The sequence below is a fragment of the Inmirania thermothiophila genome, from assembly GCF_003751635.1.
In the GTDB taxonomy this organism is placed as follows: Bacteria; Pseudomonadota; Gammaproteobacteria; order DSM-100275; family DSM-100275; genus Inmirania; species Inmirania thermothiophila.
Genome location: NZ_RJVI01000001.1, coordinates 60,707 through 77,337, shown reverse-complemented (window position 1 = coordinate 77,337; position 16,631 = coordinate 60,707). Strand labels below are relative to the sequence as shown.

12 protein-coding genes are annotated in these 16,631 nt (G+C 74.4%); 8 read left to right on the top strand and 4 right to left on the bottom strand.

The annotated features are described in order from the left end of the window. Window positions 1-24 precede the first annotated feature (24 nt). The 4 genes from EDC57_RS12980 (at window position 25) to EDC57_RS00325 (ending at window position 7,369) form a co-directional block, all read left to right on the top strand. Window positions 25-2,139 carry a FimL-related protein gene (locus EDC57_RS12980; protein ID WP_245995085.1) on the top strand — a complete coding sequence of 705 codons (2,115 nt, stop codon included), beginning with the start codon at window positions 25-27 and terminating at the stop codon, window positions 2,137-2,139. Next, complete coding sequence (locus EDC57_RS13225) at window positions 2,075-6,097, top strand: hybrid sensor histidine kinase/response regulator (protein ID WP_281272249.1); 4,023 nt, start codon at window positions 2,075-2,077, stop codon at window positions 6,095-6,097. The genes EDC57_RS12980 and EDC57_RS13225 overlap by 65 nt, the downstream gene beginning before the upstream one ends. Further along, entirely contained in the window at window positions 6,094-6,573 is a 480-nt protein-coding gene (locus EDC57_RS00330) for a chemotaxis protein CheW (protein WP_123399125.1), read from the top strand. The genes EDC57_RS13225 and EDC57_RS00330 overlap by 4 nt, the downstream gene beginning before the upstream one ends. Window positions 6,574-6,694: 121 nt before the next feature. Next, window positions 6,695-7,369: a c-type cytochrome gene (locus tag EDC57_RS00325; RefSeq protein WP_170164990.1), complete on the top strand. Its 675-nt coding sequence runs from the start codon at window positions 6,695-6,697 to the stop codon at window positions 7,367-7,369. 10 nt (window positions 7,370-7,379) lie between these two features. On the opposite strand, the gene EDC57_RS00320 is transcribed toward EDC57_RS00325, so the two are convergent. After that, window positions 7,380-8,111, bottom strand: a complete 732-nt coding sequence (locus EDC57_RS00320) for a 16S rRNA (uracil(1498)-N(3))-methyltransferase (protein WP_123399121.1) — start codon at window positions 8,109-8,111, stop codon at window positions 7,380-7,382. A 139-nt stretch (window positions 8,112-8,250) separates the two neighbouring features. Here EDC57_RS00320 and EDC57_RS00315 point away from each other — a divergent pair, with 139 nt between their 5' ends. Then, the gene (locus EDC57_RS00315) at window positions 8,251-9,285 is read left to right on the top strand and encodes a GGDEF domain-containing protein (protein WP_123399119.1); all 1,035 of its coding nucleotides are present in this window, start codon (window positions 8,251-8,253) and stop codon (window positions 9,283-9,285) included. On the opposite strand, the gene metF is transcribed toward EDC57_RS00315, so the two are convergent. From metF to metK, 3 genes are read right to left on the bottom strand one after another with little or no spacing between them, the layout of a single operon-like run. Next, window positions 9,273-10,109 (bottom strand): methylenetetrahydrofolate reductase [NAD(P)H], encoded by an 837-nt coding sequence (metF, locus tag EDC57_RS00310; protein WP_245995084.1) that lies wholly within the window; start codon window positions 10,107-10,109, stop codon window positions 9,273-9,275. The two genes, EDC57_RS00315 and metF, sit on opposite strands and share 13 nt — an antisense overlap. Before the next feature lie 20 nt (window positions 10,110-10,129). After that, the gene (ahcY, locus tag EDC57_RS00305; protein WP_123399117.1) at window positions 10,130-11,548 is read right to left on the bottom strand and encodes an adenosylhomocysteinase; all 1,419 of its coding nucleotides are present in this window, start codon (window positions 11,546-11,548) and stop codon (window positions 10,130-10,132) included. Between the two features lie 20 nt (window positions 11,549-11,568). Continuing rightward, complete coding sequence (metK, locus tag EDC57_RS00300) at window positions 11,569-12,729, bottom strand: methionine adenosyltransferase (RefSeq protein WP_123399115.1); 1,161 nt, start codon at window positions 12,727-12,729, stop codon at window positions 11,569-11,571. 101 nt (window positions 12,730-12,830) lie between these two features. Here metK and EDC57_RS00295 point away from each other — a divergent pair, with 101 nt between their 5' ends. The 3 genes from EDC57_RS00295 to gap all read left to right on the top strand — a co-directional run bounded on the left by EDC57_RS00295 (window position 12,831) and on the right by gap (window position 16,591). Then, window positions 12,831-13,391, top strand: a complete 561-nt coding sequence (locus EDC57_RS00295) for a thioredoxin family protein (protein WP_123399113.1) — start codon at window positions 12,831-12,833, stop codon at window positions 13,389-13,391. A gap of 160 nt (window positions 13,392-13,551) precedes the next feature. Then, window positions 13,552-15,546: a transketolase gene (gene tkt, locus EDC57_RS00290; RefSeq protein ID WP_123399111.1), complete on the top strand. Its 1,995-nt coding sequence runs from the start codon at window positions 13,552-13,554 to the stop codon at window positions 15,544-15,546. Between the two features lie 40 nt (window positions 15,547-15,586). Beyond that, complete coding sequence (gene gap, locus EDC57_RS00285; RefSeq protein WP_123399109.1) at window positions 15,587-16,591, top strand: type I glyceraldehyde-3-phosphate dehydrogenase; 1,005 nt, start codon at window positions 15,587-15,589, stop codon at window positions 16,589-16,591. Window positions 16,592-16,631 lie beyond the last annotated feature (40 nt).

Genomic DNA, 16,631 nt, shown 5'->3' with positions numbered 1-16,631 from the left:
CCGAGGCCTGCGGGAGGCATGGCGATGGCTAGCGAAGGGGGCTTCCGCCGTACCGCTCTGGGCTGGCTCGGCGACGGTCTGGCCCACGAGATCGAGGAGATCGCCCGCGGCATCGAGGCGGCCCTGGCCGCGGAGGAGCCGGTGCAGGTCGCCGAGGCGCTGGCCCAGCGGCTGCACGGGGTCGTGGGCACCCTGCGGCTGGTCGAGCTCGACGGGGCGGTGGCCCTGGGCGAGGAGCTCGAGCAGGTCCTGCAGGGGCTGCCGCGCCGGCCGACGGAGGCGCAGCGCGATGTCGCGGAGCTGTTGGTGCGCGGGCTGCTGCGCCTGCGCGCGCTGCTGGATCGCGCCCGCAGCGGCGACAGCGAGCCGCCCGCGGCGCTTGTGCGCACCATCAACGACCTGCGGGCCGCGCGCGGGGCCGAGCCCCTCCCGCTGGAGTCGTTCTTCCGCCCGGACCTGACCCGTCCCGTGCCCGCCGAGGCCCTGCCTCCGCACCGCGAGGGGGACGCCGGTGCGGTGGCGCTGCGGGCACGGCCCGTGGTGCAGCGCGCCCTCCTCGGGTGGATGCGCGGCGGCGACGGCAACGCCCTGCGCGCCTTCGTCGGCGCCCTCGACCAGGTCCTCGCCCGGGTCGCGGCGCCCCCCCTGCAGTTGCTGTTGGCCGCCATCGCCGCGGTGGCCGAGGGGGCGGCAACCGGCGCCCTCGCCGGGGACGAGCCCGCGGCGCGCCTGCTCGGCAACGCCGACCGCTGTCTGCGTGACCTGACGCGGCGGCCGGAGCCGGAGGTGGCGGCCGCGGTCCCGGAAGGGGTGCTGCGCCGCCTGCTCTATGCGGTGGCCCGCGCCCGCCCGGCCACGCCCCGGATCCGCGCGCTGCAGTCGGCCTACGACCTCACCGCGCTCGTCGGTTCCGAGGAGCCCGCGGCGGAGCTGAACCTGGAGCTGCTCGAGCGCGTCGCCGAGGGGCTGCGGGAGGAGCTCGCGGTGGCGCGCGATCTGCTGGACGCCGCAGGCGGCGACGACGCCGAGGCGCGCATCGCCGAGGCCGCGCAGGCCATGGGCCGGATCGCCGACATCCTCCGGGTGGTGGGCCTCGAGGAAGGGGTCGCCCGCCTCGAGGCGGCGGTGGCGCGTCTCGGGGACACCGGGTCGGCGCCGCAGGCCGACGGCGAGGCGATGATGCTTGCGGCCACCGCGCTGGTGGAAGTGGAGGCGCTGCTCGACAGCATGGCGCACGGCCGGGAGCGGCCCGCGGGGGGTGCCGTCGGCGAGGCCCGCCGCCACGTCCTCGAGGAGGTGCTGCAGGAGCTGGCCCTGGCGCGCGACGCCCTCACCGCGCTGCTGTCGCGCCCGCAGGAGGGGGCCCTCGTCGACGCCGCCGGCAGGCACTTCGGCCAGGCCGCGCTGCTGCTGCGGGTGCTGGATCTCGAGCAGGGGGCGCAGGCCGTCGAGGCGGTGGCGGCGGCGGTGGCGGCGGGATTCCTCGGGGCCCTGCGCGGGGGCCGGGAGGCCGAGCTGGAGCGGCTGGCCGAGGGGGTGACGGCGCTCGAGCTCTACGCCGAGGGGCTGCGCGACGGTCGTTCCGACGCCGACGAGCTGCTGGCGCGGGCGCATGCCGTTCTGGGTGCCCCAGGACCCGAGGCGGCCGAGCCCGAGGCGGCCGAAGCCGAGGTGGCCGAAGCCGAGGTGGCCGAGCCCGAGGTGGCCGAGCCCGAGGTGGCCGAGCCCGAGGTGGCCGAGCCCGAGGTGGCCGAGCCCGAGGTGGCCGAGCCCGAGGTGGCCGAGCCCGAGGGCCGAGGTGGCCGAGCCCGAGGTGGCCGAGCCCGAGGTGGCCGAGCCCGAGGTGGCCGAGCCCGAGGTGGCCGAGCCCGAGGTGGCCGAGCCCGAGGTGGCCGAAGCCGAGGTGGCCGAGCCCGAGGTGGCCGAGCCCGAGGTGGCCGAAGCCGAGGTGGCCGAAGCCGAGGTGGCCGAGCCCGAGACGGTCGAGCCCGAGACGGCGGGCCGCGCGCCGTCGCCCCTGGACGGGCTGGCGGTCCTCGCGGAAGGTGCGGACCCCGAGATCGTCGAGATCTTCGTGGAGGAGGCCGGCGAGGTCCTGGGCGAGGCGCGCGAGGCGCTTGCACGGCTGCGGCGCGATGACACCGACGGCGAGGCCCTCCTGTCCCTGCGCCGCGCCTTCCACACCCTCAAGGGCAGCGGACGCATGGCCGGGGCGCAGCGCATGGGGGAGTTCGCCTGGCAGCTGGAGCGGCTCCTCAACGGCGTGCGCGACGGTCTCTATCCGGCCACCCCGGCGGTGGTCGCGGCCGCCGCCGAGGCCTTGGATCTGGTGCCGGAGATGATCCGCGAGATCCGCCAGCGGCGGCCGCTGGCGGCGGGCGCCGAGCGGCTGGCGGCGCGCGCCGCGGCCCTGGTCGAGGGCCGGGGCCGGCTTCCGGCGACGGTGCAGGCGTCGGACCGCGGTGGGGCGGAGGCGGCCGCGGCCGACGACGCCGGTGCGGCCGCCGAGGCGGGGCCGGAGCCGCGCGAGGTGCCGGCGCGGGCCGAGGTGGAGGACGAGCAGACCCTCATGGGGGCGGCCATGGACCCCGTCCTCTACCAGGTCTTCCGCCAGGAGGCGGAAGGGCATCTGGACGTGGTGTCGGCCTTCCTCGAGGAGGCGGCGCGCGGTGGCATGGCGGCGGCCCCCAGCGACGGCCTCCTGAGGGCGCTTCATACCCTGCACGGCAGCGCGCGCATGGCGGGAGTGGCGCCGGTGGCCGAGGTGGCCGGGGCGCTGGAGGCCTATGGCAAGGCGCTGCGGGCCAACCAGGCGGTGTTCCCGGAGGAGGCCCTGACCGTGCTCGCCGAGGCGGTGGAGGCCATGCGCGCGGCCGTGGACGGGCTCGCCCGGGGCGGCGCCGCGCTGCCCGACGTCGATGGGCTGGTGCGGCGCATCACCGTCTTCGAGAACAAGGAGCGGACCAGCCAGGTGCTGCGGCTGGAGGGTCTGGAGCTGCCCCCGGAGGAGGATGCGTCGAGCCGCCGCGCGGTGCTGGAGGTCTTCCTCGACGAGGCGATGGAGCTGGTGCAGGCGCTGGAGGCGACGCTGCACCAGTGGAGCGAGCAGCCCGCCGAGACACGGTTCGCGGTGGAGCTCGCGCGCGACCTGCGCAGCCTCGGGGAGGCGGCGGGGCTGGCCGGGGTGGCGCCGATGGCCGCTCTGTGCCGGGCCATGAAGGGTCTGCTGGAGCGGGCGGGCGGTGCCGGGGAGGCGCCGGATCCGGCCCTCTGGGGGCTTCTCGCCGAGGGGATCGAGGCCCTCGAGGCGATGACCAGCGCGGTGCAGGCGGGACAGGATCCGGAGCCGCAGGCGGAGCTGGTGGCGCGGCTGGAGGCCTTCGGCGGCGCACCCGGGGCGGAGGGCGGTCCGGGTGACGCCGCGGCGGGCGCGACCGAGGAGGCGGCGGAGGCGGCCGTCCCGGCGCAGGACGCGGCGGGCGAGGGCCCGCCTTGCCCCGCCGACGACCGGGGCGGGGAAACGGGCGCGCGGGCGTCGGCGGCGGTGTGGGACGAGTCCACGCTGATCCTCGAGGTGGGAGAGGGGGCCGCTGCGGCCGAGGAGGCGGCGGAGGCCGACGACGAGGCGGCCCTCCTGCGCGAGGTCTTTCTCGAGGAGGCCAGCGAGATCCTCGGCCGCGCCGAGGAGGCGATGGTCGGTTGGCGGGCGCGGCCTCAGGACCCGGAGCCGGCGGCGCAGCTCCGGCGCGAGCTTCACACCCTCAAGGGCGGGGCGCGCATGGCCGGGATCGCCGCCGTCGCCGAGCTCTGTCACGCCGCCGAGAGCCTGCTCGACGACCTCGCCACGCGGCGCGGCGAGGAGGCTCCGGTGCGCGAGGTCCTGCAGGAGGCGCTGGACGCCCTCGCCGGCATGGTGGAGACCGTCTGGCGCGGCGGAAGTCCGGCGCCGGCGCCGGACCTCCTCGAGCGGGTGGGCCGGCTGCATGCGGCCGTGCGCGGCGAGGCGGAGACCGCCCCCGTGGAGGGTGCGGCATCGGGTGCGCCGGCGCAGCCGGCGGCGGCGGAGCGGCAGGATGCGGGGGCGGAGGAGCCCGCGGCGAAGGCGGAGGTCGGCGAAGGCGCCGCCGGGCCGGAGCCCGGTGCGGATGCCGGGCCGGACCGGCCGGCCTCCGGCGACGAGGGCGCGGCGGCGGGTGGCGGGGTCGCCGTCACCGCCACGGTGGGTGCCGAGCGGCGGCAGCCGGTGCTCCCCGCCTATCAGGGCCACGACACCGTCCGCGTGCGGGCGACCCTGATCGACGAGCTGGTGGGCTTCGCCGGCGAGATCGGGCTCTACCGGGCACGGCTCGTGCAGCAGGCGAACGCGCTGCGCGCGGCCCTGGGCGAGATGGAGGCCACGGTGGGGCGGCTGCGCGAGCAGCTGCGCAAGCTCGAGATCGAGACCGAGGCCCAGATCCTCTACCGCTACGAGCGCGAGGGCGGTCCGGGACGGGAGGACTTCGATCCCCTGGAGCTGGACCGCTTCTCCACGCTGCAGCAGCTCTCGCGGGCGCTCGCCGAGTCCACCGAGGACCTGGTCAACCTGCGGGGCATCCTCGACGGCCTCAACCGCGAGGCCGAGACCATGCTGGTGCAGCAGGGGCGCGTGGCCTCGGCGCTGCAGGAGGGGCTCATGCGCGCGCGCATGGTCCCCTTCGCGGGCCTGCTGCCGCGCATGCGGCGCATCGTCCGTCAGGTCGCCCAGGAGCTCGGCCGCAAGGCCGATCTGCGGGTCGCCGGCGCCGAGGTGGAGCTCGACACCACCGTGATCGACCGCGTGGTGCCGGCCCTGGAGCACCTCCTGCGCAACGCCCTCGCCCACGGCATCGAGCCGCCCGAGCGGCGGCGCGAGGCGGGCAAGCCCGAGACCGGGGTCGTCAGCATCAGCCTCAGCCGCGACGGCCCGGACGTGGTCATCCGCATCGCCGACGACGGTGCCGGGGTCGACCTCGAGGCGGTGCGGCGCAAGGCGGAGGCGCTCGGCCTGCTGCCCCCGGGGGCGCAGATCCCGGAGGCCGACCTCGCCCAGCTCATCCTCGAGTCGGGCCTGAGCACGGCGCAGGAGGTGACCCAGGTCTCCGGCCGCGGGGTGGGCATGGACGTGGTGGTGAACCAGGTGCGCCAGCTGGGCGGCACCTTCGCCATCGAGACCGTGCGCGGGCGCGGCACCGCCTTCACCCTGCGCATCCCCTTCACCCTCGCCGTCAACCGGGCGCTGCTGCTGCGTGCCGGCGACGAGACCTACGCCGTCCTCCTCTCCGGCGTGGTGGGCATCGCCCGCATGGGGGCGGAGGAGCTCGCGCCCTTCGTGAGCGGGGAGCGCGAGGAGTTCGTCTACGCCGGGCGCGGCTACCGCTTCCACCACCTCGGCAGCCTCGTGGACGGGGCCGGGGTGGCGGTGCCGGAGGGCGGCGCCAAGCTGCCGGTGATCCTGGTGCGCGCCGCCCAGCAGCAGGTGGCGCTGCTGGTGGACGCCGTGCTCGGCGCCCGCGAGGTGGTGGTCAAGTCCCTGGGGCCCCAGTTCCACGGCGTGCGCGGGGTGCTCGGCGCCACCATCCTCGCCGACGGCGAGGTGGTGCTCATCGTCGACGTCGCCGCGCTGGTGCACCGGGGGGCCATCCTCCGGGCGCGCGAGGCGGCGGCGCAGGAGGTGGACGAGCGGCCGGTGGTCTATGTGGTGGACGACTCCATCACCATGCGCCGGGTCACCGGGCGGCTGCTCGAGCGTCACGGCATGCGGGCCGTGGCCGCCCGTGACGGCGTCGAGGCCCTGGCGCGGATGCGCGAGCTGCACCCCGACCTCGTGCTCCTCGACATCGAGATGCCGCGCATGGACGGCTACGACGTGGCCGCCCACATGCGCGCCGATCCGGGGCTCGCCACCGTGCCCATCGTCATGGTCACCTCGCGCACCGGCGACAAGCACCGCCAGCGCGCCCTCGAGCTCGGCGTCGACCGCTACCTCGGCAAACCCTACCAGGAGGCGGAGCTGCTCGAGACGGTGCGCGAGCTGCTGGAGGGGCGCGCGCCGGCGGCCGATGCGGGGGGCGGGGCATGAGCGAGCGTTCGGTGCGCTGCCTGCTGGTGCCGCTGCAGGGGATGCACCTGCTGGTCCCCAACGCGGCGGTGGCGGAGATCCTCACCTTCCAGCCGCCGAATCCGGTGCCGCAGTCTCCGCCCTGGCTGCTCGGGGTGATGCGCTGGCGGGGGCGGCTGATCCCGGTGCTTTCCTTCGAGGCCGCGACGGGGGCCCCGCGTCCGCCCCTCGGGGCTCGCAGCCGCCTGGTGGTGCTGCACAACGCCACCGCCGAGGAGGGCGGACCGGGCCATTACGCGCTGGTGACCCAGGGCTTCCCCTCGCTGCTGACGGCGGAGGCGGGCAGCCTCGCCCCCCTGGAGGAGGAGGGCGGGGGCGGCGAGCCGGGGGTGCGGGCCCGCGTCCTGGTCGGTGGGCGCGCCGCCGTGATTCCCGATTTCGACGCCCTCGAGCTGCTGCTGCGCGACCGCCACGGCGCGGCGGCCGAAGGGGGGTGAACAGAGGGGCTTTCGAGACGATCCCGGAGGTGCTCAGGTGCGCAGAACAACCGGTTGGTTCCTGGCGGTTCTGACCGTCGCAGGCGGAGCGCCTGCGGCCGGGGCGGCGATGGAGGGCCTGGTGGCCACGGGCGAGGGGGAGGTCGCCGCCCTGCGCGAGATCCTCGCGGATCCCGAACGGCGGGAGCAGGCGGCGGCGGCCGGGCGTGCGCGGGCGGCGCTGTGCGTGCGCTGCCACGGCGACCACGGCAACACCGCGCGTCCCGACATCCCGCGCCTCGCGGGGCAGAATCCGTACTACCTGCTGGACCAGCTCGCGCGCTTCGCCAGCGGTGACCGGAGCCACTACGTCATGACCCCGCTCGCGCGCCAGCTCGGTCCCGAGGAGCGCCGCCAGGTGGCGGTCTTCTTCGCCGTCCAGGAGGGGGGGCGCGAGGCGGCCGATCCCGCCCTCGCCGCGCGCGGCGAGGCGGTCTTCCAGGCCCGCTGCCGGGCCTGCCACGGCGACGGCGTGGCCGGTCGTGCCGGCTATCCGCGCCTCGCCGGACAGCATCCGGAGTACGTCGTCCGCCAGCTGGAGCGCTTCCGCAGCGGCGACCGGCGCCGCCACAGCGAGGTCATGGCGCAGGTGGCGGCATCCCTCGGCGAGGACGAGATCCGCGCCGTGGCCCACTACGTCGCCTCGGCCGGCGCCGGGGGGACGCCGCCTCGGAAGTCCGGGGACGGCCACGGCGCGCCGGCGGCGCATCCCGCCGGGGCCGGTCACGGCGGGGACGGGCACGGCCACGCCGACTGAGCGGTCGGTGCTAGCGCAGATCGCCGTAGCGGTGCTGGACGAGGGCGAGGGCGACCACGGCCGCGGTCTCGGTGCGCAGCACGCGCGGGCCGAGGCGCACCGGACGGAAGCCCGCGGCCAGCGCCGCCGTGCGCTCGCCGGGGGCGAGCCCGCCCTCGGGGCCGACGAGGAGATCCACCGCGGCCGGGGATGAGGGATGCCGCGGCAGGCCTTCCTCGGCCTCGGGATCGAGCAGCAGCCGCAGGGGGGCGTCGGCGGAGGCGATCCAGTCGCGGAAGGTCCGGGGCGGCTCGACGGCGGGCAGCCGGGTGCGGCCGCACTGCTCGCAGGCGGCGACCGCGACCGCCCGCCAGTGCTCCAGGCGGCGGCGGGCCCGCGCGCCGTCGAGGCGGACCACGGTGCGCTCGGTGACCAGCGGCTGGACCGTGGTCACGCCCAGCTCCACGGCCTTCTGCACGATCCAGTCCATGCGCTCGCCCTTGGCCACGCCCTGGGCGATGCGCAGGCGCAGGGACGATTCGCGCCGCGGCTGCGTGACCGCCTCCACCACGGCGATGTCCGCCCCCGCGGCGTCGCGGGCGAGGCGGGCACGGTGCTCGGCGCCGCCACCGTCGAAGAGCACCAGCGGCGCCCCGTCGGCGAGGCGCAGGACCCGGCGCAGGCGCCGTGCGGCGGCGGGCTCGAGGCGCACCGGCCCTTTCTCCGGCAGGGGATCGCGGCAGTGGATGCGAGGGATGCGCATGGGCTCCTCCTGGATACCGTCGGCGCGACGGTAGCGGTCCGCGCCGGCGTCGTCCAGCGCTTGGGGCGGGTGGCCCCCCGTGCTAGCCTCATGGCGGGCCCGCCGTCGGAGGCGGCGGGGTCGCCGCGGGGGAACAGCCGTGCACAAGGTCCGCTACGAGGAGTCCTACGCCGAGGCCGCGCAGGTCCTGCGCATGGTGGTGCCGGCCATGGCCGAGCACCGCGCGAGCCCCAATCCGGTCAACTACGCCGTCTGGTACGCTCATCTTGCGGGGAAGTCGCCGGAGCTGAGCGCCGAGCTCGAGGCGCGCCTGCGCGGGGGCGGCTTCGACGACGCCCTCGGACGCGAGCTCTACCTGCGCCACCTCGCCGACCGCGACGAGCGCACCGTGGCCGAGCTGCGCACCGCGCTGGCGGCGGTGGTGCGGCAGGTGACGCGCCTGCTGTCGGAGGCGGGCGACGAGGCCGGGCGGCGCAGCGCGGCCCTCGCCGACATCGCGCGTCGCGTCGCCGGGGCGGGCGAGCCGGGGTCGCTCCAGGAGCTCATCCGCGAGGCCGCGGAGGAGAGCCGCGGCATGGCCGAGATGGGGACGCGCCTGGAGTCGCGCCTGCACGAGGCCACCTCGGAGGTGGAGGCGCTGCGGCGCGAGCTGGAGCGGGTGCGCGAGGAGGCGCGCACCGACCCCCTCACCGGCATCGCCAACCGCAAGGCCCTGGAGACGGCGCTGGCCGAGGCGGTGGCGGCCGGTGCGCCCTTCGCCCTCGTCATGGCCGACATCGACCACTTCAAGCGCATCAACGACACCCATGGCCATCTCATGGGCGACCGCGTGCTGCGCTTCCTCGCCGGGCTGCTGCGGCAGCGGGCGCCGGAGGGGGCGCTGCCGGCGCGCTACGGCGGCGAGGAGTTCGCCCTCGTCCTGCCCGGCCACGATCTTGCCGCCGCGCGCGCGGTGGCCGAGGGCCTGCGCCGGGCCCTCGCCGCCGGGCGCGTGCGCTCGGTGCGCAGCGGCGAGGAGATCGGCCGCATCACCATGTCCCTGGGCGTCGCCCAGTGGGTCCCCGGGGAGTCGGCGGAGGAGCTCGTCGCGCGCGCGGATGCCGCCCTCTACCGCGCCAAGGAGGGCGGGCGCAACCGGGTCGAGGCGGCGGCGCCGCCGGATCAGGCGGCCTGAGGGGCGAGGCCGAGGTTGCGGCAGATGGCGAGGGTGGGCTCCGCCCGGTTCATGGTGTAGAAGTGCAGCCCCGGTGCGCCGCCCTCGAGCAGGCGCTCGCACAGCCGCGTCACCACCTCCTCGCCCAGGGCCCGGATCGAGGCGGCGTCGTCGCCGTAGGCCTCCATGCGCCGGCGCAGCCAGCGCGGGATCTCGGCGCCGCAGGCGTCGGAGAAGCGGGCGAGCTGGCTGAACTGGGTGATGGGCATGATCCCCGGGACGATGGGGATCCCGATCCTCATGCGGCGGCAGTCCTCGACGAAGCGGAAGTAGGCGTCGGCGTTGTAGAAGTACTGGGTGATGGCGCCGTCGGCGCCGGCCTCCACCTTGGTGCGGAAGTTGCGCAGATCCGTGAGCGCATCGGGCGCCTGGGGGTGGAACTCGGGGTAGCAGGCCACCTCCACGTGGAAGCGCCGCCCGGTCTCGGCGCGGATGAAGGCGACGAGATCCGAGGCGTGGCGGAACTCGCCGATGTCGCGCATCCCCGAGGGCAGGTCCCCGCGGAGGGCGACGAGGCGGCGGATGCCGCGCTCGGCGTAGAGCCGGAGGAGCTCGCGGATGCTCTCGCGGCTGGCGCCGATGCAGGAGATGTGGGGTGCGGCCTCGAGGCCGCGCGCCTGGATCGCGAACACCGTCTCGGCGGTGCGCTCCCGCGTCGAGCCGCCGGCGCCGTAGGTCACCGAGCAGTAGGCGGGGGCGAGGGGCGCCAGCCCCTCCAGGGCTTCGCGCCAGCGCGCCTCGCCCTCGGGCGTCTTGGGCGGGAAGAACTCGAGGCTGAGCTGCACGGCCTTTCGCCCCCGCGCCCTCAGTAGCGGTAGTGGTCGGGCTTGTACGGCCCCTCCACCGGCACGCCGATGTAGGCCGCCTGCTCCGGGGTGAGCACGGTCAGCTCCGCCCCGATCTTGCCGAGGTGCAGCCGCGCCACCTTCTCGTCCAGCTCCTTGGGCAGGACGTAGACCCGCCGCTCGTACCGCTCCGGGTGGTTCCACAGCTCGATCTGGGCGAGCACCTGGTTGGTGAAGGAGTTGGACATGACGAAGCTGGGGTGGCCGGTGGCGCAGCCGAGGTTCACCAGGCGCCCCTCGGCGAGGAGGATGATGCGCTTGCCGTCGGGGAAGATGACGTGGTCCACCTGCGGCTTGATGTTCTCCCAGCGGTAGCGGCGCAGGCTGGCGACGTCGATCTCGGAGTCGAAGTGGCCGATGTTGCAGACGATGGCCTGGTCCTTCATCCGGGCCATGTGGTCGTGGGTGATGACGTGGATGTTGCCGGTGGCGGTGACGAAGATGTCCGCCTTGTCGGCGGCATAGTCCATGGTCACCACCCGGTAGCCCTCCATCGCCGCCTGCAGCGCGCAGATGGGGTCGATCTCGGTCACCCACACCGTGGCGCCGAAGCCGCGCAGGGCCTGGGCGCAGCCCTTGCCCACCTCGCCGTAGCCGCACACCACCGCGATCTTGCCCGCGATCATGACGTCGGTGGCGCGCTTGATGCCGTCGATGAGCGACTCGCGGCAGCCGTAGAGGTTGTCGAACTTGGACTTGGTGACCGAGTCGTTGACGTTGATGGCGGGGAAGAGCAGCCGCCCCTCCTTCTCCATCTGGTAGAGGCGGTGGACGCCGGTGGTGGTCTCCTCGGTGACGCCGCGGATGCCGGCCGCCACCTGCGAGTACCAGCCCGGCCGCTCGGCGAGGCGCCGGCGGATGGCGGCGAAGAGCACCCGCTCCTCCTCGCTGCCGGGCTCGTCCAGGACCGAGGGGTCCTGCTCGGCGCGCACCCCCAGGTGCAGCAGCAGGGTGGCGTCGCCGCCGTCGTCGAGGATCATGTTGGCGCTGCCGCCGTCGTGCCACTCGAAGATGCGGTGGACGAACGCCCAGTACTCCTCGAGGCTCTCGCCCTTGTAGGCGAAGACGGGGATGCCGCGGGCGGCGATCGCGGCGGCGGCGTGGTCCTGGGTGGAGAAGATGTTGCAGGAGGACCAGCGCACCTCCGCGCCCAGCGCCACCAGGGTCTCGATCAGGACCGCGGTCTGGATGGTCATGTGGAGGCAGCCGGCGATGCGGGCGCCGGCGAGCGGGCGCCGGCCGGCGTACTCCTCGCGCACCGCCATCAGCCCCGGCATCTCGGTCTCGGCGATGGCGATCTCGCGCCGCCCCCAGTCGGCGAGCGCAAGATCCCTGACCACGAAGTCGTGTCCGGTCTCGGCGGCGGGCTGGCTGGCCATGGTCCGCTCCTCCCTCGGTGTCACAGGCCCGCGGCCTCGCGCAGGGCCTCGGCCTTGTCCGTGCGCTCCCAGGTGAACTCCGGCTCCTCGCGGCCGAAGTGGCCGTAGGCCGCGGTTTTGCGGTAGATGGGCCGGATGAGGTCGAGCATGCGGATGAGCCCGTAGGGGCGCAGGTCGAAGTGCTCGCGCACGAGCTCGACGATGCGCTCGTCGTCGATGCGCCCGGTGCCGAAGGTCTCGACGCTGATGGAGGTGGGCTCGGCGACGCCGATGGCGTAGGAGACCTGGATCTCGCAGCGCTGGGCGAGCCCCGCGGCGACGATGTTCTTGGCCACGTAGCGGGCGGCGTAGGCGGCCGAGCGGTCCACCTTGGAGGGGTCCTTGCCGGAGAAGGCGCCGCCGCCGTGGCGGGCCATGCCGCCGTAGGTGTCGACGATGATCTTGCGCCCGGTCAGGCCGCAGTCGCCCACCGGGCCGCCCACCACGAACTGGCCGGTGGGGTTGATGAAGTACTTGGTCTCGCGGTGCAGCCACTGCTCGGGCAGCACCGGCTTGATGATCACCTCCATCACCGCCTCCACCAGGTCCTTGCGCGCGATGTGGGGGTCGTGCTGGGTCGAGAGCACGACGGCGTCGATGGCCGCCGGGCGCCCGTCCTCGTAGCGGAAGGTCACCTGGCTCTTGGCGTCGGGGCGCAGCCAGGGCAGGGTGCCGTTCTTGCGCACCTCGGCCTGGCGCTGGACCAGGCGGTGGGCGTAGGTGATGGGCGCGGGCATGAGGACGTCGGTCTCGTCGGTGGCGTAGCCGAACATCAGCCCCTGGTCGCCCGCGCCCTGCTCCTCCGGGTTGTCGCGGTCCACCCCCATGGCGATGTCGCCCGACTGCTTGCCGATCATGGAGAGCACGGCGCAGGTGGCGCCGTCGAAGCCCACCTCGGAGCTGTTGTAGCCGATGCCGCAGACCACCTCGCGCACCAGCTCGTCGAGATCCACCCAGGCCGAGGTGGTGATCTCGCCGCCCACGATCACGGCGCCGGTCTTGATCATGGTCTCGCAGGCCACCCGCGCCCTCGGATCCTGCTCCAGGATGGCGTCGAGGACGGCGTCGGAGATCTGGTCGGCGATCTTGTCCGGGTGTCCCTCGGACACCGACTCGGAGGTGAAGAGAAAGCTCCTGCTCATCGTCGCTGCGGCCTCCAGAGGCGTAGAATGAACGTCCGGGAAAAGGATCCGAAGGTTACCACGGCGGTTACCGGGCCGCACCTGCGCGAGGAGGACGGACCATGGTGCTGATGAAGACCCCCGTGTGCGAGTTCGGCAAGCCCGCCCCCGACTTCGCCCTGCCGGGTGTCGACGGGCGCATCTGGACCCGCGATGCGTGCCGCGGGCCCAAGGGGCTGCTGGTGATGTTCATCTGCAACCACTGCCCCTACGTCAAGGCCATCCGCGAGCGGCTCATCCGTGACGCCCGCGACATCCAGGCCCTGGGCATCGGCGTCGTCGCCATCAGCGCCAACGACCCCACCGACTATCCCGAGGATTCCTTCGAGAACATGAAGCGGGTGGCCGAGACCTACGGCTACCCCTTCCCCTACCTCTACGACGAGACCCAGGCGGTGGCGCGCGCCTACGGGGCCGTCTGCACCCCGGACTTCTTCGGCTACAACGCCGACCTCGAGCTCCAGTACCGCGGCCGGCTCGACGCCAGCACCCGCGAGACGGCGCCGCCCGATGCCCGCCGCGAGCTCTACGAGGCCATGAAGCAGATCGCCGAGACCGGCCGCGGCCCCGAGGAGCAGATCCCGAGCATGGGCTGCTCCATCAAGTGGCGCGACGGCGGCTGAGAGCCCCCCGGCGGGGCGCGCAAGCGCCTGAATCATGCAGGCATTCTGAATTTTTATTTGCGGGAATGCGCCCCCCCGCCGCATATTGCACGGCCCGGCGGCACCGGCGCCCCGCGCCCGGCGCACCCCCGGGGAAGGGATGCGACCAGAGGAGACGAGCATGCCCAGTCGCAGAGAGCTTGCCAACGCCATCCGCGTCCTCAGCATGGACGCGGTGCAGCGCGCCAAGTCGGGTCACCCCGGCGCCCCCATGGGGATGGCCGACATCGCCGAGGTCCTGTGGCGGGACTACCTCAAGCACAATCCGGCCAATCCGAGGTGGGCCGACCGCGACCGCTTCGTGCTCTCCAACGGCCACGCCTCCATGCTGCTCTACGCGCTCCTGCACCTGAGCGGCTACGACCTCGGCATCGAGGACATCAAGAACTTCCGCCAGCTCGGCTCGCGGACCGCGGGCCATCCCGAGTACGGCCTCACGCCGGGGGTCGAGACCACCACCGGGCCGCTGGGGCAGGGCATCACCAACGCCGTCGGCATGGCGCTCGCGGAGAAGGTGCTCGCCGCCCGCTACAACCGCGACGGCCACACCATCGTCGACCACTACACCTACGTCTTCGCCGGCGACGGCTGTCTCATGGAGGGCGTCTCCCACGAGGCCTGCTCGCTCGCGGGCACGCTGGGCCTCGGCAAGCTCATCGTCTTCTGGGACGACAACGGCATCTCCATCGACGGCGAGGTGGAGGGCTGGTTCGCCGACGACACGCCGGCGCGCTTCGAGGCCTACGGCTGGCACGTGGTGCGCGACGTCGACGGCCACGACCCGGAGGCGGTGGCGAGGGCCATCGAGGCCGCCCGCGCCGAGCGCGCGCGCCCGAGCCTGATCTGCTGCCGCACCATCATCGGCTACGGCTCGCCGAACCTCGCCGGCACCCACGACTGCCACGGCGCGCCCCTGGGCGAGGAGGAGGTGGCGGCGGCGCGGGAGAAGCTCGGCTGGCCGCATCCGCCCTTCGAGATCCCGCGGGAGATCTACGAGGCCTGGGATGCGCGCGGGCGGGGCGCCGAGGCCGAGCAGGCCTGGAACGAGCGCTTCGCCGCCTACCGCGAGGCCTACCCCGAGCTCGCCGCCGAGTTCGAGCGGCGCATGCGCGGGGATCTGCCTGCGGAGCTCGCCGCGCGCGCCGCCGACTACATCCGGCGGCTCCAGGCCGAGGGTCCCAAGGTGGCCACCCGCAAGGCCTCGCAGATGGCCATCGAGGCCCTCGCCCCGGCGCTGCCGGAGCTCATCGGGGGCTCGGCCGATCTCACCGGCTCCAACCTCACCGCCTGGTCGGGGTCGAAGGCGATCACCCGCGAGGACGCCGACGGCAACTACATCCACTACGGCGTGCGCGAGTTCGCCATGGCGGCGATCATGAACGGGCTCGCCCTGCACGGCGGCTTCCTGCCCTACGGCGGCACCTTCCTCGTCTTCTCCGACTACATGCGCAACGGCATGCGCATGTCGGCGCTGATGCGCCTCGGCGTGATCTACGTCCTCACCCACGACTCCATCGGCCTCGGCGAGGACGGCCCCACCCACCAGCCCGTGGAGCACGTGGCGAGCCTGCGGCTGATCCCCGAGATGCACGTCTGGCGGCCCTGCGACGCGGTGGAGACCGCGGCGGCCTGGCGCGCGGCGCTGCTGCGCCGCGACGGCCCCACGAGCCTCGCCCTCACCCGCCAGGGGGTGCCGCACCAGCCGCGCACCGACGCGCAGGTGGAGGCCATCGCCCGCGGCGGCTACGTCCTCGTCGACTGCGAGGGCACGCCGGAGCTGATCCTCATGGCCAGCGGCTCCGAGGTGGGGCTGGTGGTGGAGGCGGGGCGGCGCCTGGCCGAGGCGGGACGGCGCGTGCGCGTGGTCTCCATGCCCTGCATGGAGGTCTTCGAGGCCCAGGACCCCGACTACCGCGAGGCCGTGCTGCCGGCGGCGGTGACGGCGCGTCTGGCCGTCGAGGCCGGGGTCCCGGAGCCGTGGCTAAAATACGTCGGCGCCCGCGGGGCCGTCATCGGCATCGACCGTTTCGGCGAGTCGGGGCCCGCCGCGGCGCTGTTCGAGCACTTCGGCTTCACCGTCGACAACGTGGTCCGCACCGCCGAGTCGCTGCTCTGAGCGCCGGGCGCGGTCGGGTCCAACCATCGGGAGGAGAGCGATGGCCATCAAGGTAGGCATCAACGGCTTCGGGCGCATCGGGCGCATGGTCCTGCGCGCGGCGGTGCGCGAGTTTCCGGGCGAGATCCAGATCGTCGGCATCAACGACCTGCTCCCCGCCGACTACCTGGCGTACCTGCTGCGCTACGACTCGGTGCACGGCCGCTTCCAGGGGGAGGTCGCGGCCGAGGACGGTGCCATCGTGGTCAACGGCAGCCGCATCCGCGTCAGCGCCGAGAAGGACCCGGCCAACCTGCCCTGGGGCGAGCTGGGCGTCGACGTGGTGGTGGAGTCCACCGGCCTGTTCCTGACCGAGGAGGCCTGCCAGAAGCATCTCGCCGCCGGCGCGCGCAAGGTGATCCAGAGCGCGCCCTCCAAGGACGCCACCCCCATGTTCGTCTACGGCGTCAACCACAAGGCCTACGCCGGGCAGGCCATCATCTCGGCCGCCTCCTGCACCACCAACTGCCTCGCGCCGGTGGCCAAGGTCCTGCACGACAACTGGGGCATCAAGCGCGGCCTCATGAGCACGGTGCACGCCACCACCGCGACCCAGAAGACCGTCGACGGCCCCTCCCTGAAGGACTGGCGCGGCGGGCGCGGCATCCTCGAGAACATCATCCCGTCCTCCACCGGCGCCGCCAAGGCGGTGGGCAAGGTCCTGCCCGAGCTCAACGGCAAGCTCACCGGCATGGCCTTCCGCGTGCCCACCTCCGACGTCTCGGTGGTGGATCTCACCGCGGAGCTGGAGCGGTCGGCCACCTACGACGAGATCTGCGCCGCCATGCGCCGCGCCTCCGAGGAGGGGGAGCTCGCCGGGGTCCTCGGCTACACCGACGAGGCGGTGGTCTCCACCGACTTCCGCGGCTGCCCGCAGCCCTCGGTCTTCGACGCCAAGGCGGGGATCCAGCTCGACGAGACCTTCGTCAAGGTGGTGGCCTGGTACGACAACGAGTACGGCTACACCTGCAACCTGCTGCGTCTGCTGCGCCACGTCGCCGGCTGACGTCGGCGCGCCCGCGCCCGCCGGGACCCCGGCGGGCGTG